Origin of the sequence: Actinomadura montaniterrae (assembly GCF_008923365.1) — a bacterium.
In the GTDB taxonomy this organism is placed as follows: domain Bacteria; phylum Actinomycetota; class Actinomycetes; order Streptosporangiales; family Streptosporangiaceae; genus Spirillospora; species Spirillospora montaniterrae.
This window is the reverse complement of sequence record NZ_WBMR01000072.1, coordinates 1-18034: the sequence shown is the minus strand read 5'-3', so window position 1 is coordinate 18034 and position 18034 is coordinate 1. Positions and strand designations below refer to the sequence as shown.

General features: G+C 74.5%; 16 protein-coding genes and 1 riboswitch. Of the genes, 10 read left to right on the top strand and 6 right to left on the bottom strand.

Going from position 1 to position 18034, the window contains the following annotated elements; translation table 11 throughout:
* Positions 1–6: 6 nt before the first annotated feature.
* On the top strand, positions 7–894 hold the full coding sequence (locus F9B16_RS23650; protein ID WP_151542302.1) for an NAD(P)H-binding protein: 888 nt from the start codon (positions 7–9) through the stop codon (positions 892–894).
* A gap of 96 nt (positions 895–990) precedes the next feature.
* Positions 991–1827 carry a metallophosphoesterase family protein gene (locus tag F9B16_RS23645; RefSeq protein WP_151542301.1) on the top strand — a complete coding sequence of 279 codons (837 nt, stop codon included), beginning with the start codon at positions 991–993 and terminating at the stop codon, positions 1825–1827.
* Positions 1828–1831: 4 nt separating this feature from the next.
* On the opposite strand, the gene F9B16_RS23640 is transcribed toward F9B16_RS23645, so the two are convergent.
* Positions 1832–2485 carry a TetR/AcrR family transcriptional regulator gene (locus tag F9B16_RS23640; protein ID WP_151542300.1) on the bottom strand — a complete coding sequence of 218 codons (654 nt, stop codon included), beginning with the start codon at positions 2483–2485 and terminating at the stop codon, positions 1832–1834.
* A gap of 162 nt (positions 2486–2647) precedes the next feature.
* Positions 2648–4372 carry a phosphomethylpyrimidine synthase ThiC gene (gene thiC, locus F9B16_RS23635; protein ID WP_151542299.1) on the bottom strand — a complete coding sequence of 575 codons (1725 nt, stop codon included), beginning with the start codon at positions 4370–4372 and terminating at the stop codon, positions 2648–2650.
* Positions 4368–4481: riboswitch (TPP riboswitch) on the bottom strand. (Overlaps the previous gene by 5 nt.)
* A gap of 90 nt (positions 4482–4571) precedes the next feature.
* On the opposite strand from thiC, the gene tsaA reads away from it, so the two are divergent.
* The 4 genes from tsaA to F9B16_RS23615 all read left to right on the top strand — a co-directional run bounded on the left by tsaA (position 4572) and on the right by F9B16_RS23615 (position 8562).
* Positions 4572–5009, top strand: coding sequence for a tRNA (N6-threonylcarbamoyladenosine(37)-N6)-methyltransferase TrmO (tsaA, locus tag F9B16_RS23630; RefSeq protein WP_225991891.1), 438 nt, complete (start codon positions 4572–4574; stop codon positions 5007–5009).
* Positions 5010–5086: 77 nt separating this feature from the next.
* The gene (gene gdhA, locus F9B16_RS23625) at positions 5087–6463 is read left to right on the top strand and encodes an NADP-specific glutamate dehydrogenase (protein ID WP_151542298.1); all 1377 of its coding nucleotides are present in this window, start codon (positions 5087–5089) and stop codon (positions 6461–6463) included.
* Between the two features lie 139 nt (positions 6464–6602).
* The gene (locus F9B16_RS23620; RefSeq protein ID WP_151542297.1) at positions 6603–7169 is read left to right on the top strand and encodes a dihydrofolate reductase family protein; all 567 of its coding nucleotides are present in this window, start codon (positions 6603–6605) and stop codon (positions 7167–7169) included.
* Positions 7170–7317: 148 nt separating this feature from the next.
* Positions 7318–8562: a sensor histidine kinase gene (locus F9B16_RS23615; protein ID WP_225991894.1), complete on the top strand. Its 1245-nt coding sequence runs from the start codon at positions 7318–7320 to the stop codon at positions 8560–8562.
* On the opposite strand, the gene F9B16_RS23610 is transcribed toward F9B16_RS23615, so the two are convergent.
* A complete protein-coding gene (locus F9B16_RS23610) occupies positions 8549–9082 on the bottom strand; it encodes an NUDIX hydrolase (protein ID WP_151542295.1) in 534 nt (177 codons plus the stop codon). The two genes, F9B16_RS23615 and F9B16_RS23610, sit on opposite strands and share 14 nt — an antisense overlap.
* 135 nt (positions 9083–9217) lie before the next feature.
* Here F9B16_RS23610 and F9B16_RS23605 point away from each other — a divergent pair, with 135 nt between their 5' ends.
* Positions 9218–9889 carry a CDP-alcohol phosphatidyltransferase family protein gene (locus F9B16_RS23605; RefSeq protein WP_318839255.1) on the top strand — a complete coding sequence of 224 codons (672 nt, stop codon included), beginning with the start codon at positions 9218–9220 and terminating at the stop codon, positions 9887–9889.
* Positions 9886–12384 (top strand): mannose-1-phosphate guanyltransferase, encoded by a 2499-nt coding sequence (locus F9B16_RS23600; RefSeq protein ID WP_151542294.1) that lies wholly within the window; start codon positions 9886–9888, stop codon positions 12382–12384. The genes F9B16_RS23605 and F9B16_RS23600 overlap by 4 nt, the downstream gene beginning before the upstream one ends.
* Before the next feature lie 29 nt (positions 12385–12413).
* Here F9B16_RS23600 and F9B16_RS23595 read toward each other — a convergent pair whose 3' ends face one another.
* The 3 genes from F9B16_RS23595 to F9B16_RS23585 form a co-directional block, all read right to left on the bottom strand.
* Positions 12414–13850: an aminotransferase class V-fold PLP-dependent enzyme gene (locus tag F9B16_RS23595; RefSeq protein ID WP_225991890.1), complete on the bottom strand. Its 1437-nt coding sequence runs from the start codon at positions 13848–13850 to the stop codon at positions 12414–12416.
* Positions 13851–13933: 83 nt separating this feature from the next.
* A complete protein-coding gene (locus F9B16_RS23590) occupies positions 13934–15583 on the bottom strand; it encodes an ABC transporter ATP-binding protein/permease (RefSeq protein WP_225991889.1) in 1650 nt (549 codons plus the stop codon).
* A gap of 105 nt (positions 15584–15688) precedes the next feature.
* Positions 15689–17029, bottom strand: a complete 1341-nt coding sequence (locus tag F9B16_RS23585; RefSeq protein ID WP_151542292.1) for an aminotransferase-like domain-containing protein — start codon at positions 17027–17029, stop codon at positions 15689–15691.
* A gap of 73 nt (positions 17030–17102) precedes the next feature.
* Here F9B16_RS23585 and F9B16_RS23580 point away from each other — a divergent pair, with 73 nt between their 5' ends.
* Both F9B16_RS23580 and F9B16_RS23575 read left to right on the top strand, forming a co-directional pair.
* Positions 17103–17747 carry a LysE family translocator gene (locus F9B16_RS23580; RefSeq protein ID WP_151542291.1) on the top strand — a complete coding sequence of 215 codons (645 nt, stop codon included), beginning with the start codon at positions 17103–17105 and terminating at the stop codon, positions 17745–17747.
* 49 nt (positions 17748–17796) lie between these two features.
* The coding region (locus F9B16_RS23575) for a hypothetical protein (protein ID WP_225991888.1) at positions 17797–18034 on the top strand (238 nt) is incomplete at its 3' end.

The window sequence follows — 18034 nt, the reverse complement described above, 5'->3', positions numbered from 1 at the left end:
GAGGGCATGACGAACACCACCACCACCAACACCATCACGAACACTCAGGCGATCAGCGCGGCGGGCACCGAGGAGGGCGGCCTCGTCCTCGTGCTCGGCGGGACGGGCAAGACCGGCCGCCGCGTCGTCGAGCGGCTGGAGGCCCTGGACGTCCCCGTCCGGATGGGCTCGCGGTCGGCCGACCCGCGCTTTGACTGGACCGACGAGACCACCTGGGCGCCCGTCCTGCACGGCGTCGAGGCGGTGTACCTGTCCTACTACCCCGACCTCGCCGCCCCCGGCGCGCCTGAGGCGATCGGCGCCTTCACCTCCGCGGCGGCGGCCGCCGGAGTGCGCCGGGTCGTGCTGCTTTCGGGACGCGGCGAGGAGGAGGCGCAGGCCTGCGAGCGGGTCGTTCAGGACTCAGGCATGGAGTGGACCGTCGTGCGGGCCGCGTGGTTCGCGCAGAACTTCAGCGAGGACTACCTGCTCGACCCGGTCCGGGCCGGCGAGGTCGTCCTGCCGGCCGGTGATGTGCCCGAGCCGTTCGCCGACGCCGACGACATCGCCGACGTGGCCGTCGCCGCCCTCACCTGCGACGGGCACGCCGGCGAGGTCTACGAGGTCACCGGCCCGCGCGCGCTCACCTTCGCCGAGGCGGTCGCCGAGATCGGCCGCGCCGCGGGACGCGAGATCGCCTACGTCCGGGTCGGCGCGGACGACTACGCGGCGGCGCTCGAGGAGCACGGCCTGCCCGGCGAGGTCATCGGCCTGCTGACGTACCTGTTCACCACCGTCCTGGACGGCCGCAACGCCGAACCGGCCGACGGCGTCCGCCGCGCCCTCGGCCGCGAGGCGCGCGACTTCGCCGCCTACGCCCGCGAGACCGCCGCCACCGGCATCTGGACGGCCTGAGCCCGCCCGCCGGCGCCCGGGACCCGATCCCCGGACCGCGGCCCGCGCTCGCCCGCCGAGCGTGGGCCGCGCCCGGCTTGCGCTTACGATCACTGGATGAGCGGTGTGTACGCGATCAGCGACCTGCACGTCGGATTCCCCGAGAACCGCGCCTTCGTCGAGGCGCTGAAGCCGGAGGCGCCGGGCGACTGGCTGATCGTGGCGGGCGACGTCGCCGAGAGGTTCGCCGACGTCGAGTGGGCCCTGGGCGTGCTGGCCGGGCGGTGGGAGCGCGTGCTGTGGGTCCCCGGCAACCACGAGCTCTGGACGGTCAAGAACGACCCGGTGGCGCTGCGCGGCGAGGCCCGCTACCGGCGGCTCGTCGACATGTGCCGCCGGCTCGGCGTGCTGACGCCCGAGGACCCGTACCCGGTCTGGGAGGGCGAGGACGGCCCGGTCACCGTCGCCCCGCTGTTCCTGCTGTACGACTACACGTTCCGGCCGGACGGCGCGTCCACCAAGGAGGAGGCGCTGGCGATCGCGCACGAGTCCGGAGTCGTCTGCACCGACGAGGTCTACCTGCACCCGGACCCGCACCCCACCCGGGACGCCTGGTGCGACGCCCGGATCGCCTACACCGAGGAGCGGCTCGCGGCCCTCGCCCCCGGCACCCGGACCGTCCTGGTCAACCACTGGCCGCTCGTCCGCGAGCCGACCCACGTGCTCTGGTACCCGGAGTTCGCGCAGTGGTGCGGGACCGAGCGCACCGCCGGCTGGCACTCCCGGTTCGGCGCCGTCGCCGTCGTGTACGGGCACCTGCACATCCCGCGGACGATCTGGACGGACGGCGTGCCGCACATCGAGGTGTCGGTCGGCTACCCGCGCGAATGGCGAAGGCACGGCGGCGAGCCGAAGGGACCGCGCCGCGTCCTCCCCGTCCCCGCCCGGTCCTGACGCCTCAGCCGGACGCGTCCGGCGCGCCGCCGGGCTCGCCGGAACCGCCGGGCACCATGCCGGGCGCGCCGGGGGCGATGCCGGACGCGCCGGGGGCGATGCCGGACGCGGCGAGGGAGAGCAGGCGATCGGCGGCGCCGGGCTCGCTCTCGGCGGCCATGGCGATCCCGCCGGCCAGCTTCAGCACGTCGAGGAACGCGGCCCCTTCGGGCGCCTCCCCGGCCTGCTGCGCGCGCGCGAAGAGCGCCTCGCCCGCGTCCCGCATCGCCCGGCACGACCGGAACGCCTTCGGTCGCTCGCCTTGCAGGGACACCAGGACGGACGGGGCCGTCCCCCGGAACTGCGTCACGGCGGCGACGAAGCCGTCCAGCCAGGTGAGGAGCGCCCGCCCGGGCTCCGGCGACGCCAGCAGCTCGCGGCCCCGCTCGGCGAGCGCGTCGTAGGCGTCGGCGAGCAGCGCCTCCAGGAGGTCCTGCCGGGTGGGGAAGTGGCGGTAGAGCGTCCCGACGCCGACGCCCGCGCGGCGGGCGACCCCCTCCAGCGAGGCGCCCGCGCCGTCGCGCAGGAACAGCTCGCGCGCGGCGGCGAGCAGCCGGGCGCGGTTGCGCCGGACGTCCGCGCGCGGCGCACGGGTGCGCGGCGTGTCGTCGCTGGTCACCTGGGTCCCCGGTCCTTCCTGACGCGTGCGCGACCGCGGCGTGCAGGGGATGGCCCGCGGTGTTGGAACGTTCCCTGAAGTCTAGTCGCACCGCGTCGCGCCGCCCCGGGCAGGCGGCCGCCGGACCCCCGGCCGGGGGTCCGGCGGCGGCGTGGCGGGCGGTCAGGAGCCGCCGGGGGCCAGTGGCAGGTAGACGCGCCCGCCCGCGGCCCGGAACTCCCCGGCCTTCTCCCGCATCCTGGCGGCGAGCGCCTCCTCCTCGGCCAGGCCGCGCTCGCCCGCGTACCGGCGGACGTCCCGGGTGATCTTCATCGAGCAGAAGTGCGGCCCGCACATCGAGCAGAAGTGCGCGGTCTTCGCGGGCGCCGCCGGGAGCGTCGCGTCATGGAACTCCCGCGCCGTGTCCGGGTCGAGCGCGAGGTTGAACTGGTCCTCCCAGCGGAAGTCGAACCGCGCGTCCGACAGCGCGTCGTCCCACGCCTGCGCGCCCGGGTGCCCCTTGGCGAGGTCGGCGGCGTGCGCGGCGATCTTGTAGGCGATCACGCCGGCCTTGACGTCGTCGCGGTCGGGCAGCCCGAGGTGCTCCTTCGGCGTGACGTAGCAGAGCATCGCGGTGCCGTGCCAGCCGATCATCGCGGCGCCGATCGCCGAGGTGATGTGGTCGTAGCCGGGCGCGATGTCGGTGGTCAGCGGTCCGAGCGTGTAGAACGGTGCGCCGCCGCACCACTCCTGCTGCAGGTCCACGTTCTCCTTGATCTTGTGCATCGGGACGTGGCCCGGGCCCTCGTTCATCACCTGGTTGTCGAACTCCGCCGCGATCCTCGTCAGCTCGCCCTGCGTGCGCAGCTCGGCGAACTGCGCCTCGTCGTTGGCGTCGGCGATGCAGCCCGGGCGCAACCCGTCGCCGAGCGACCAGGTGACGTCGTAGGCCGCGAAGATCTCGCACAGCTCGCGGAAGTGGGTGTACAGGAAGTTCTCCTCGTGGTGCGCCAGGCACCACGCCGCCATGATCGACCCGCCGCGCGAGACGATGCCGGTCTTGCGCCGCGCGGTCAGCGGCACGTAGGGCAGCAGCACGCCCGCGTGCACGGTCATGTAGTCGACGCCCTGCTCGGCCTGCTCGATCACGGTGTCGCGGAAGACCTCCCAGGTCAGCTCGGCCGGGTCGCCGCCGACCTTCTCCACCGCCTGGTAGAGCGGGACGGTCCCGACCGGCACCGGCGAGTTCCGCAGGATCCACTCGCGGGTGGTGTGGATGTCCTTCCCGGTCGACAGGTCCATGATCGTGTCGGCGCCCCAGCGCGTCGCCCAGGTCATCTTCTCGACCTCGTCCTCGATCGAGGACGCCACCGCCGAGTTGCCGATGTTCGCGTTCACCTTCACCAGGAAGTTCCGGCCGATGATCATCGGCTCGATCTCCGGGTGGTTGACGTTCGCGGGCAGCACCGCACGCCCCGCCGCCAGCTCGGCGCGCACGAACTCCGGCTCCACCCCCTCGCGCAGCGCCGCGAACTCCATCTCGGCGGTGATCTCCCCGCGCCGTGCGTACGCGCGCTGGGTCACCGCGCCGCCGCTCGACCGGCGCGGCCGGCGGGGGAGCAGCCCGTCGGAGAGGGGCGCGGAGCGGCGCCCGTCGTCCTCGGGACGCGCCGGCCGCCCCTCGTACGGCTCGGTGTCGCCGCGCTCGGCGATCCACCCCTCCCGCAGCGCGGGCAGGCCCCTGCGGACGTCGGTCTCGTGCTCGGGGTCGGTGTACGGCCCGGACGTGTCGTACAGGACGACGACGTCGCCGTTGGTCAGCGGAACCTCCCGCATGGGAACGCGCATCCCCGGGCGGGAGCCCTGGAGGTACGTCTTGCGGGCAGCTGGAACCACGGATTCGGTCATGACGACTCGATCTCTCCCTACGCCGGCATTACCCGGTCAGGTTCATGCGGTCAGCGGCCGTCCCAGCCGCTATCTCAGCCCGGTTCGCCGGGCCCCCGCGATCTGTCGTGCTCGACGGTAACCCGCCGCACCCCCGTTGCCGCAACCGCCGTCCATGGGTTAGAACGCGCCCGCGCGTCCGGGTTGAGAGGATCACGGCATGGAGAACCACGGCATGGCGAACCTCCGCGGTGACCTCGCGCTCAGGCCGGTCGGGCACGTGTCGTCGCCGCTCAAGGACCGGGCCTCCGCGCCCAAGCAGGGGACCGAGGGCGCCCCCGACGCGTGGCTGGTGTTCGAGCCGTCGTACCAGACGGCACTCGAAGGCCTCGCCGTCGGCGACCGGATCATCGTGCTGACCTGGCTGCACCAGGCGTCCCGGGACGTGCTCCGGACCCGGCCGCGCGACGACCCGCGCAACCCCGAGACCGGCGTGTTCGCGACCCGGTCCCCGGACCGGCCGAACCCGGTCGGCCTGCACCCGGTCGAGATCCTGCGGGTCACCGGGCGGCGGGTCCTGGTCCGCGGGCTGGAGGCGCTCGACGGCACGCCGGTGGTCGACGTCAAGCCCGTACTCAAGGGCGATACGGGAGCTTGACCGGCCCATGCGCCAGGCCGGGCCGGTCCACGTCCTAGAGTGGGAATGCATGATCACCGTCTGAGGAAGGACCCGGCATGCCCGTTTCCCCCCGGCCGCACAGCGCGACCGGCACGCAGAACGTGCTGGAGAGGACCTACGAGCGCGTCCTGGTCCGCGACCCGGGGGAGCCGGAATTCCACCAGGCCGTCCACGAGGTGCTGGAGTCGCTCGGCCCCGCGGTCGCCGGCCGTCCCGAGCTCGCCGGCCACGGGGTGCTGGAGCGGCTGGTCGAGCCCGAGCGGCAGATCGTGTTCCGGGTGCCGTGGACCGACGACTCCGGCGCGGTGCACGTCAACCGCGGCTTCCGGGTGGAGTTCAACAGCGCGCTCGGGCCGTACAAGGGCGGGCTGCGCTTCCACCCGTCGGTGAACCTCGGCATCGTCAAGTTCCTCGGCTTCGAGCAGATCTTCAAGAACGCGCTGACCGGGCTCGGCATCGGCGGCGGCAAGGGCGGCAGCGACTTCGACCCGCACGGCCGCTCGGACGCCGAGGTGATGCGGTTCTGCCAGTCGTTCATGACCGAGCTGCACCGCCACATCGGCGCCGACACCGACGTCCCGGCCGGGGACATCGGCGTCGGCGGCCGGGAGATCGGGTTCCTGTTCGGGCAGTACCGGCGGATCAGCAACCGCTGGGAGGCGGGCGTCCTCACCGGGAAGGGCCAGCCGTGGGGCGGCTCGGCGTGCCGGACGGAGGCCACCGGCTACGGGAACGTGCTGTTCACCGCCGAGATGCTCCGCAAGCGCGGCGAGGAGCTGGACGGCCAGACGGTCACCGTGTCCGGCTCCGGCAACGTCGCGATCTACAGCATCGAGAAGGCGCAGCAGCTCGGCGCCAACGTGATCACCGTGTCCGACTCGGGCGGCTACGTGGTCGACGAGAAGGGCATCGACCTCGAACTGCTCAAGCAGGTCAAGGAGGTCGAGCGGGGGCGGGTCGCCGACTACGCCGAGCGGCGCGGCGCGTCCGCCCGGTTCGTCCGGGGCGGCAGCGTCTGGGACGTGCCGGCCGACATCGCGCTGCCGTCCGCGACGCAGAACGAGCTGGACGTCCAGGCCGCGCGCATGCTGGTCCGCAACGGCGTGAAGGCCGTCTCCGAGGGCGCCAACATGCCCACCACGCCGGAGGCGGTCCACGTGCTGCAGGAGGCGGGCGTCGCGTTCGGCCCCGGCAAGGCCGCCAACGCCGGCGGCGTCGCGGTCAGCGCTCTGGAGATGCGGCAGAACGCCGGGCGGGAGATGTGGACGTTCCCGCAGGCCGAGGCGGAGCTCGCGGAGATCATGACGCGGATCCACAACACCTGCGACGAGACCTCCGAGCGCTACGGCGCGCCCGGCAACTACGTGGTGGGCGCCAACATCGCCGGGTTCGAGCGCGTCGCCGAGGCGATGCTCGCCCAGGGCCTCATCTGACCGAGGCTCATCTACAGGGGCTCATCTGACCGGGCCACCGGCGCGCCGCCGCCGCCCGCGCGGGCGGCGCGCCCGGGCCCGGCGGGAACGCCGTTCTGTCGGTGGCGGCCGCTAGCTTCCCGGGGGAGAGGGGGAGGCGATGAGGAAGATCATTGTGTCCATCACGACGTCCCTGGACGGGTACGTCGAGGGGCCGGGCCGCGAGATCGACTGGCACATGGTCGACGAGGAGCTGCACCGGCACTTCAACGACCGGCTCCGCGGCATGAGCGCGTTCATCTCCGGGCGCGTCACCTGGGAGCTGATGGCCGGGTACTGGCCGACCGCCGACGCCGACCCGGACAGCACCCCGGCGGAGCGCGACTTCGCCGGCGTCTGGCGCGAGATGCCGAAGATCGTCTTCTCCCGGACGCTGCCGAGCGCGGGATGGAACACCGAGATCAGGCGCGAGGTCGTCGCCGAGGAGATCCGCGAGCTCAAGGAGCGGCCGGGCGGCGACATGGTGCTCGGCGGCCCGGACCTGGCCGCCTCCTTCCGCGCCCTCGACCTGATCGACGAGTACAGCGTGTACGTCGACCCGATCCTGCTCGGCCGGGGCAAGCCGCTGTTCACGGACTTCGACCACCGGACGGCGCTGACCCTCGCCGAGACCAGGACGTTCGGCAACGGCGTCGTGCTGCTCCGCTACGAACGCGACAGAAGCTGACCGCGCGGGCGCCGCCTGACGCGGCGGTGCGAGAGCTTCGTGCAGGACGCGTACCGAGTGCGCGGGGCGCGCGGCGCTCGCCGTGCTCGCGGTGCGGGGGCGGATGCGCGCGGGCCGCGGAGTCGGGGAGGATGGGCACGTGCTGACGATGCCCCGGCCCGGCGCCACGACCCGCGACGCCCTGCTGACGACGGTGCTCGCCGCGGCGGCGGTCGCCGTGGCGCTCGCCTGGCCGGGCACGCGTCCGCTGGACGCCGGCGGCGTCCTGCTGCTGGCCGGCGCGCACGTGCCGCTCGCGCTGATCCGGCGCCGCCCGGGCCTCGCGCTCGTCGTGCTCGTCCTGCTGACGCTGCCGTACCACCTGCTGCAGTACCAGCACCACGCGCTGATCCCCGCCGAGGTGATCGCGCTGTTCGCCTACGCGGTGTTCGGCCGCCGGGTACGCGCGGTCCTCACCGTGGTGGGCGCCCTGCTGTCGGTCTGCGTGCTGATGATGGCGCTGCGCGCCGGGGGCGGCTCCGTCCGCGAGCAGATCGCCGTGATCGAGGCCGTGGTGTCGGTGGTGATCGCGGTGCAGGTCTTCCGGTCGCACCGGGCCCGGCTCGCGACGATCACCGAGCGGGCCGAGCGGGCCGAGCGCACCCGCGAGGAGGAGGCCCGCCGCCGGGTCGCCGAGGAGCGCCTGCGGATCGCCCGCGACCTGCACGACCTGCTCGCGCACAGCATCACCGTGATCGGCGTGCAGGCGGGCGCCGCCGCCCACCTGCTCGCCGGCGACCGGCCGCTCGACCGCGCCGAGCTGGCCGAGGCCCTCGGCTCGATCGCGGCGACCTGCCGCGAGGCCCGCACCGAGCTGCGCGGCACCCTGCAGGTGCTGCGCGGCACCGACGTCGGCGCGCCCGCCGAGCTGCCCGGCCCGGACGCGATCCCCGGCCTCGTCGACGCGGCCCGGTCCGCCGGCCTGGAGGTGACGCTGAGCGCGGAGGGCGCCGCCGCGCCGCCGCCGGAGATCGGCGTCGCCGCGTACCGGATCGTCCAGGAGGCCCTGACCAACGTTGTCAAGCACGCCGCCGCGCGGCGCGTCGCGGTGACCCTCGCCCGCGCGGACGGGAGCCTCGTCGTCCGCGTCGCCGACGACGGCCGGGGCCCCTCCGGCACCGGGCCGGACGGCTTCGGGATCCTCGGCATGATCGAGCGGGCGCGCAGCGTCGGCGGGACCCTGGACGCGGGCCCCGGCGAGGACGGCGGCTTCGTCGTCACCGCCGTCCTCCCGTCCGCCGGCGCCGAGTCCGGTGGCACGGCGCCCGGCGGCACGCCCGCCGACCCGGCGGGCGCCCCGCCCGACGCGCCTCCGGACGCGCCGCCCGGCCGGGAGCCGGTCAGCCCGCGCTGACCGACCGGGCGTACAGGAAGAGCAGGCCCGACAGCGTCGAGCCGGACCCGATCTCGCCGCGCGCCGCCAGCTCCGGGACCGACGCCAGCGGCACCCACTCGATCCGCTCCGCCTCCACGTCGGTCGGTTCGCCGACCCGTTCGGCGCCGTCCGCCCGGAAGACGTGGTGCACGCCGTCGTGCAGTCCCGGCGACGGGCGCACCGCCAGCAGGTGCTCCAGCGGCCCGGCGCGGTAGCCGGTCTCCTCGACCAGCTCGCGCGCCGCCGACTCGGCCGGGTCCTCGCCGTCCTCGACCCGCCCGCCCGGGATCTCCCAGCCCCAGGCGCCGGTGATGAACCGGTGCCGCCAGATCAGCAGCACGCGGCCCGCGCCGTCGACCGCCGCCACGCCCGCCGCGGGCCGCACCCGCACGAGATGGTGGTCGAAGCGCCGCCCGTCCGGCAGTTCCACGTCGGCCAGCCGCACGTCCATCCAGGGGCTGTCGTAGATCGATCTCTCGCCGTGCACCGTCCATCGCATGGCCGGACGCTATCGGGGGCTTTCAAACCCTTACCGGTAGGGTCAGGATCAAGGGGACGGCGCGGCCTCCGGGGGCGGACCCCCGGACCCCGGGGCCAACGCCCGGAGGGCGCTGTCAGGGAGGGGTGCGCAGCGGTGAGCACGGAGGCCGGCGGGGTGCCGGAGGCGGCGCGGGACCGGGTCTTCACGGTGCCGAACATGCTCAGCATGGCGCGGCTCGTCGGCGTCCCGTTCTTCCTGTGGCTGGTGCTCGTCGAGCAGGACTGGTGGGCGCTCGGGCTGCTGGTGTTCGCCGGCCTGTCGGACTGGCTGGACGGCAAGCTCGCGCGCGCGCTGAACCAGACCAGCAAGCTGGGCATGCTGCTGGACCCGGCCGCCGACCGGCTCTACATCTTCGCGACGCTGGTCGGCCTGACGATCCGCGACATCATCCCGCTGTGGCTGCTGGCCGCGCTGGTCGCGCGCGAGCTGGCGATCACCCCGATCGCGCCGATCGTGCGGCGGCTCGGGTACGGCGGGACGCTTCCCGTGCACTTCATCGGCAAGACGGGCACGCTGTGCCTGCTGTACGCCTTCCCGCTGCTGCTGCTGGGCGACCATGACGGGGCGGCGGGCACCGCGGCGAAGATCATCGGGTGGTCCTTCGCCATCTGGGGGACGGCGCTGTACTGGTGGGCGGCCGTCCTGTACTGGGCGCAGACGCGGCAACTGGTGCTGGCCGGCCGCGGCGCGCCACCCGACGGCGCGCCCGGTCCGGGCGCGCGGCCCCCGGCCGGCGAGCAGAAGGGAGCTGAGACCCCCCGATGAAGGCCGTCGTGATGGCGGGTGGCGAGGGGACGCGGCTGCGTCCGATGACCGCCAACCAGCCCAAGCCGCTGCTGCCGCTCGTCAACCGGCCGATCATGGAGCACGTGCTGCGGCTGCTGAAGCGGCACGGGTTCAGCGAGACCGTCGTCACGGTCCAGTTCCTGGCGGCGCTGATCCGCAACTACTTCGGGGACGGCGAGGAGCTCGGCATGTCGCTGAGCTACGCGACCGAGGAGGTGCCGCTCGGCACCGCGGGCAGCGTGAAGAACGCCGAGGCGGCGCTGCGCGACGACCGGTTCCTGGTGATCTCCGGGGACGCGCTGACCGACATCGACCTGACCGACATGGTGCGCTTCCACGAGCGCAACGGCGCCCTCGTCACCATCGGCCTCAAGCGGGTGCCGAACCCGCTGGAGTTCGGGATCATCATCGTGGACGACGAGGGCCGCGTGCAGCGGTTCCTGGAGAAGCCGACGTGGGGGCAGGTGTTCTCCGACACCGTCAACACCGGCATCTACGTGATGGAGCCGGAGGTGCTCGACCACGTCGCGGCGGGCGAGTCCGTCGACTGGTCGGGCGACGTGTTCCCCAAGCTGCTGGCCGAGGGCGCGCCGCTGTACGGGTACGTGGCGGACTGCTACTGGGAGGACGTCGGCACCCACGAGAGCTACCTGAAGGCGCAGGCCGACATGCTGTCCGGGCAGGTCGGCATCGAGCTGGACGGGTTCGAGATGTCGCCGGGCGTGTGGGTCGCCGAGGGCGCCGAGGTCGACGCGGAGGCCGTGCTGAAGGGCCCGCTGTACATCGGCGACTACGCGAAGGTCGAGGCGGGGGTCGAGCTGCGCGAGTACACGGTGCTCGGCAGCAACGTCGTGGTGAAGGAGGGCGCGTTCCTGCACCGCGCGATCGTCCACGACAACGTGTTCGTCGCGCCGTCGACGAACCTGCGCGGCTGCGTCGTCGGCAAGAACACCGACATCATGGCGGGCGCGCGCGTCGAGGAGGGCGCGATCGTCGGGGACGAGTGCGTCATCGAGGCGGAGGCGTACGTCTCCAGCGGCGTGAAGGTGTACCCGTTCAAGACGATCGAGGCGGGCGCGGTCGTCAACACGAGCGTGATCTGGGAGTCGCGCGGGCAGCGCAACCTGTTCGGGCCGCGCGGCGTGTCCGGGCTGGTCAACGTGGAGATCACGCCGGAGCTGGCGGTGCGGCTGGCCAGCGCGTACGCGACCACGCTGAAGAAGGGCACCACGGTCGTCACCGGCCGGGACGTCTCGCGCGCCGCGCGGACGCTCAAGCGCGCGGTGATCAGCGCGCTGACCGCCAGCGCGATCAACGTGCAGGACCTGGAGGCGACGCCGCTGACCGTCGCCCGGTTCGAGACGGGCCGGGAGGACTGCGCCGGCGGGATCTACATCCGCACGACGTACGGGGAGACCCAGGGCGTCGACATCATCTTCCTCGACCCGGACGGCGCGGACCTGTCGCAGGCCGCGCAGCGCAAGCTGGAGCGGGTGTTCGGGCGGCAGGAGTACCGGCGCGCGTTCCCCGGCGAGATCGCCGAGCTGACCTACCCGCCGCGCGTGGTGGAGACCTACACCCGCGACCTGCTGGACCGCATCGACATCAGCGGCGTCCGCGAGGCCGGGCTGAAGATCGTGCTGGACTGCGCGGGCGGCGTCGCGTCGCTGGTGCTGCCGAGCCTGCTCGGCCGGGTCGGGGTGGAGGTGCTGACCCGCAACAACGCGCTGGACGAGGCGAACCCGACCGAGACCCTGCCCGAGCGGATGCGCGACCTGGAGCGGCTCGGCGCGCTGGTGTCGTCGTCGCGGGCCGCGTTCGGCGTCCGGTTCGACCCGGTCGGCGAGCGGATCTCGCTGGTGGACGAGAACGGCGAGCTGGTCGCCGACGACCGGGCGCTGCTGGTGATGCTGGACCTGGTCGCGGCGGAGCGGCGCGGCGGGCGGGTGGCGCTGCCGGTGACGACGACGCGGGTGGCCGAGCAGGTCTGCCGGTTCCACGGCGTCCAGGTGGAGTGGACGTCCACCTCGCAGGACGTGCTCACCAAGGCCGCCGCGCGCCCCGACGTGGTGTTCGCGGGCGATGGGCGGGGCGGGTTCCTGATGCCGGAGTTCAGCGGCACCGTGGACGGGATCGCGGCGTTCGTCCGGCTGGTCGGGCTCGTCGCGCGGACGCGGCTGACGCTGTCGCAGATCGACCGGCGGATCCCGGTGGCGCACCTGCTGCGCCGGTCCGTCCCGACGCCGTGGGCGGCGAAGGGGAGCGTCATGCGGCATGTCGTGGAGGCCGCCGGGAGCCGGACCCTCGACACCACCGACGGGGTCCGCGTGGTGGAGGACGACGGCGGCTGGGTGCTGGTCCTGCCGGACCCGGCGGAGGCGGTCACGCACCTGTGGGCCGAGGGCCCGGACGCCGACGCCGCGCAGGAGCTGCTGGAGGAGTGGGCCGTCGTCGTGGAACGCGCGGGCTCCTAGCGTGGGAATGCGCGGGCCGCGCGGCGGGCTCAGCAGCGTTCGCGCGGCCTGAGGCCTCTGGCATCGGGCTCCCGGTCCCCGTAGGTCTCCTCCAGGAACGAGACGAGGCGCTCGACGTCGGCGACGTTGGAGACCAGGCCGAGCGACGCGCGGACGGCGCCGCCGCTCGGCAGGTGGAGCAGGTCGAGGTACTCGTCGAGGTTCCGCATGCCGCCGCGCAGGGTCCGCCGGTCGCGCAGCGCCTGCTCGGAGATGTGGAAGGCGCCCTCCCCGGCGCCCGGGTTGCAGAAGCAGCCGGTGCGGACGGAGATCCCGGCGGCGGTGGTGTCGCGCGCGATGATCCGCTCGTCCACGATCCGGCCCCGCGCGTCCAGGACGTTGAACGCGACGGTGCCGCCGCGCCGGTCCGTACCGGTGGGCCCGTACACGCGGACCATGGCGGAGCCCGCGCCGTGCCGGAGGCCGGTCAGGCGGTGCAGCAGCCACGAGGTGAGGCGGGCGACCCGGCGGTGGATCAGGTCCATGCCGATGCCCTCGATCCAGCGGATGCCGAACTCCACGTCCGGGATCGACAGGAAGTTCAGGGTGCCGTCCTCGAACGCGGTCTCGTCGCGGGCCAGGACGTGCCAGCCGCCGACCGCGCTGACCGCCTGGATCGTGCCGCCCGCGAACCAGGGGCGGCGCAGCCGGGCGAGCGCGGCGCGCCGGGCGACCAGGGCGCCGACGCCGGTCGGGTAGCCGAACACCTTGTACCAGCTCACCGGGACGAAGTCGGGCCGCGTCCGGCTGAGGTCCAGGCGGTTCGCGGGGACGAACGCGGCGGCGTCCAGCAGCACGTCGTATCCGCGCGCATGCGCGAGGCCGACCCACTCCAGGGGGTGCTGGACGCCCGTGAAGTTGCTCTGCGCCGGGTAGACGAGCAGCCCGCGGCGGCGGCCGAGGGCGCTGCGGAGGTCGTCCTCAGGGACGCGAAGCTCGGCCCCTCGGACGGGCACGTTGACCACCTGCGCGCCGCGCGCGCGGGCGAACTCGCGGATCCCGTTGACGGAGTTGTGGTTGTCACCGGTGAGGACGAGCCGGGACCCGCGCCCGAACGGGTAGGCCTCGCCGACCAGCCGGCACGCGCCGGTCGCGTTCGGCGTGAAGACCACCGCGTACTCGTCGGGGGAGGCGTTGAAGAAGCCGAGGATCGCCGCGCGGGTCCGCTCGACCAGCTCGGTGGACGCGCTGGACGTGGGGTTCTCCGAGTGCGGGTTGCCGTAGCAGTGCCCGGTGAGCCGCCTGGCGTGCGCGCGGATCTGCGCGTCGGCCGCCACGCCCGCGCCCGTGTAGTCCAGGTAGGCCTGGCCGTCGAGATGGCGGTACTCGGCGGCCCTCAGGTCGTCCAGCCGGCTCGTCGAGGCGTACTCGGCGTCAGTACCGGGCGTCGCCCCCGCCGCCCAGGAATCGGTTGAAGCGGACATCATGCACCCCCGCGTACAAAGCCGCATCCTCCTCTAAGAACGGTCCAAAATCGGAGAACGGCATGCAAGGGGATGTTCTGACCTTTTCAGGACGAGATGCCTGTGTTTGGGGGTGTTCCGGCGGTCTCCCGGGACGCGTCCTCCGCGGGGCGCCGCGTGCGGCGGGCGAGGACGGCGGCCGTCCCCGCGAGGAAGAGCGCCGCGAACCCCGCGAGGATCGCCCAGTCGGCGGCCACGGAACGGGAGAACGTGGCGCCGTAGGAGGCCAGCAGCGGCGGACCCAGCGGCGACCGGCCCGACGCCCACAGCCGGTCGACGCCGAGGCTGTGCCCGAGCCCCTCGAACGCCCACCGGTTCGACATCGCGCAGCTCAGCCACCGTCCCGGCGCCGCCATCACCGGGACGGGCAGGATCGCGCCGACGAACAGCACCTGCGGGAAGCACAGCATCGGCAGGGCCATCGTCGCCTGCGCCGGGTCCGTCACCGCCGCCGACACCAGCAGCCCGAGCGCCAGCGCCGCCACCGAGCACAGCAGCAGCGTCGCGAACAGCTCCCCGTACGTCCGCCAGCCCATCGGCGGCAGCCGGTCCAGCCCGCGCAGCACCCCGAGCATCAGCGCGTCCACCACCGCCAGCAGCGGCAGCAGCACGGCCGCCTTCGCCAGCACGTACGGCCCGATCCGCAGCCCGGTGAGCCGCTCGCGCCGCAGCACCGGCAGCTCGGTGCAGATCTGCAGCAGCCCGTAGGTCAGCCCGAAGAAGAACCCGCCGAACGCGATCCAGAACAGGATCATCACGGTGGCGCTCGGGCTCGGCGACTCCGGCGCGAACGCGCCCGGGCGGAACAGCACCGCGAACATCGCGAGCACCATGAGCGGCGACCCCGCCAGCACGGCGAGGGTCAGCCGGTTCCCCGCCAGCAGGTCCAGGTTGCGCCGGGTCAGCAGCGCCCACTGCCGCAGCGCGCCGACGCCCGGGCCCGGCGCCGTACCCTCGCCGCCCGGGCGGCGGAACCGGTTCTCCCAGTCGGCCTGCGCGCCGCCCGCGAGCCGCAGGTAGATCTCGTCGACCGCGGTGGCCCCGAACTCCTGCAGGGCCTCCTCCGGCGGGCCGTAGAACGCCAGCCGCCCGTCCGGCGCCAGCACCGCCACCCGGTCGCAGACCGCGACGTCCGGCGGGTGGTGCGTCGTCATGACGACGGTCGTCCCCGCGTCGGCGAGGCCGCGCAGCAGCCGCATCAGGTCGGCGGCGGTGGCCGGGTCGAGGCCCGACGTCGGCTCGTCGAGGAAGAACACCCGGGGCCGCGTCAGCAGCTCGACGGCGATGCTGGCCCGCTTGCGCTCGCCGCCGCTCAGCCGCCCGACGCGCTGCCCGGCTCGGGCGGTGAGGGCGAGGGCGTCCAGCACGTCGTCCACGGCCTTCTCCGCGTCCTCCGGCGGCGTGCCGGCAGGCAGCCGGAGGCCCGCCGCGTACCGGAGGGTGCGCCGCAGCGGCAGCTCCTTGTGGACGATGTCGTCCTGCGGCACGTACCCGAGCGACCCGCCGCCGCCCGCGTAGCGCACCTCGCCCTCGGCGGGCGGCCGCACCCCCGCGATCGCGTCCAGCAGCGTCGTCTTGCCGGCGCCGCTGGCCCCCATGATCGCCACGAGCTCGCCGGCGCCGATCGTCAGCGACACGTCCCGCAGCGTGCGGCGCCCGCCGTCCACCCGCTGCCCGACCTCGCGCACCTCGATCACGTGACGCCCCCTCGTCTCCGGAGGGCGCGACCGGCCCCCAGAAGAACATGAACGACGCCGGGGCCCCGAGTCCAGAGGCGATCTTCGCCCGGCCCGGGCTCCCCGTCAGTCGACGGGGACGTCGTCCGGCGTGCCGCCCGCGATCTCCGCCAGCACGTCGAGGGCCCTGGCGAGGACGTCCTCCGGCGGCGACGCCAGGCCGAACCGCACCGCCCGCGGCGCCGCCGCGCCGCCCACCACGAACGCGGCGGCGGGCGTGACGGCGATGCCGCGCCGGGCCGCAGCCGCCACGAACGTCTCCGCGCGCCACGGCGGAGGCAGCTCCCACCAGCAGAAATACGAGCCGGGATCGGACCGGACCGCGGCGCCCGCGAGCCGCGCCGCCGCGATCCGCTGCCGGGACGCGGCGTCCGCCCGCTTCGCCTTCACGATCGCCTCGACCGTCCCGTCGGCGACCCACCCGGACGCCGCCTCCAGCGCGAACCCCGCGGGACCCCACGCGCCCGAGCGCAGCGCCGCGGCGACCCGGCCCGCCAGCCGCCGCGGGACGGCGGCGAACCCGGCGCTCAGCCCCGGCGCCAGCCGCTTGGAGAGGCTGTCGACCGGGATCGCGTGGTCCGGCGCGAACGACGCCAGCGGCGGCGGGCCGTCCTCGCGCAGGAACGCCCAGATCCGGTCCTCGATGGCGCACAGCCCGAGCCGTTCGAGGAGCGCGCCCAGCTCGGCGCGCCGCGCCTCCGGCATCGTCGTCCCGGACGGGTTGTGCAGCGTGGGCTGGAGGTAGACGCCGCCGAGCGGCGCGGCGCGGTGGGCGTCGGCGAGCGCGCCGGGGACCATCCCGTGCCCGTCCACCGGCACCGCGACCGGCGTGACGCCGAGCCGCGCCGCGATTCCCTTGATCACGGGGTAGGTGAGGGCCTCGACCGCGAGCCGCCCGCCCGGCGGGACGAGCGCGGCCACGGCCGCGGCGATCGCCTGCCGGCCGTTCCCGGCGAACAGCACGTCGTCCGGCGCCGGAGCCCAGCCGCCCCCCGCGAGCAGCGCGGCCGCGGCCTCGCGCACGGCCGGCGTGCCCGCGACGCCCACGGGGGCGAGCGACGCGTCGAGCACGTCCGGCCGTATCAGGCGGTCCAGCCCGGCGGCCAGCAGCGGCGCCTGCTCCGGCACCACCGGATAGTTCAGCTCCAGGTCGACGCGGGCGTCCGCCGGCTCGGCCAGGGCGGGGGCCGCCCGGCGCTCCGCCGCGAGCACGAACGTGCCGCGCCCGACCTCGCCGACCACCAGGCCGCGCCGGCCCAGCTCGCGGTAGACGCGGGCGGCCGTCGAGGCGGCGATGCCGCGGCGGCGGGCGAACGCGCGCTGCGGCGGCAGCCGGTCGCCCGGACGCAGCCGCCCCGCCGCGATGTCGGCGGCGACGGCGTCGGCCACCCGCCGGTAGTCGTCCATACGGCTCCCAGGATTGCACCGAGTTCAATGTCATTATTGCACCGAACAAATCCCGGCGCCTAGCATCGGTGCAATGATCTCCCCAGCCGCCCTGGCGGCCATCGCCCTCGTCGCGCTCGGGCTCGTCCTCACCCCCGGGCCGAACATGATCTACCTCGTGTCGCGGTCGGTGACGCAGGGCCGCCGGGCCGGCCTCGTCTCACTCGGCGGCGTCGCCCTCGGCTTCGTCCTGTACGTCGTCGCCGCCACCGCCGGCATCACGACCGTCTTCCGGCTCGTCCCGCCCGTGTACACGGCGCTGAAGCTCGCCGGCGCCGGCTACCTGCTCTGGCTGGCCTGGCAGGCCCTCCGGCCCGGCGGGACCGCCGTCTTCGCCCCCAAGGAGCTGCCCGCCGACCCGCCGCGGCGGCTGTTCGCCATGGGCCTGGTGACCAACCTGCTCAACCCCAAGATCGCGATCCTGTACGTGTCGCTGCTGCCGCAGTTCGTCGACCCGTCCCGCGGCCACGTCGCCGCGCAGAGCCTGCTCCTCGGCCTCACCCAGATCACCGTCGCGATCACCGTGAACGGCCTGATCGTCCTCGGCGCCGGGAGCATCGCCGCGTTCCTCGCCCGCCGCCCGGCCTGGCAGCGCGTCCAGCGCTACCTGATGGGCACCGTCCTGGCCGCCCTCGCGGTGCACATCGGCCTGGACCGCACCCGCGCCGCCGTCGCGTAGCGGCGCGCCGGACCCGGCCCGATTTGGCGGGCCTTGCCATCATGGTCCGGTGGTCGCGCGACGGCGGGAACGGGACGAGGCGGAGCGGGCGGGCGGATGGCGCCGCCCCGACGCCTCCATGTCCCTGCTGTCGGACCTGTTCGCCGGCAAGCTGCTCGACCCCGGCTACGCCGAGGCCGCGGCGCGGCGCGCGGCGTCCGGCCGGACCCGCCCGCGCGGCGGGCGGGCGCTGAGCGGCGCCGTCCTCGCCGTCCTGGTGGCCGTCGGCGTCCTCGTCGCCGTCGCCG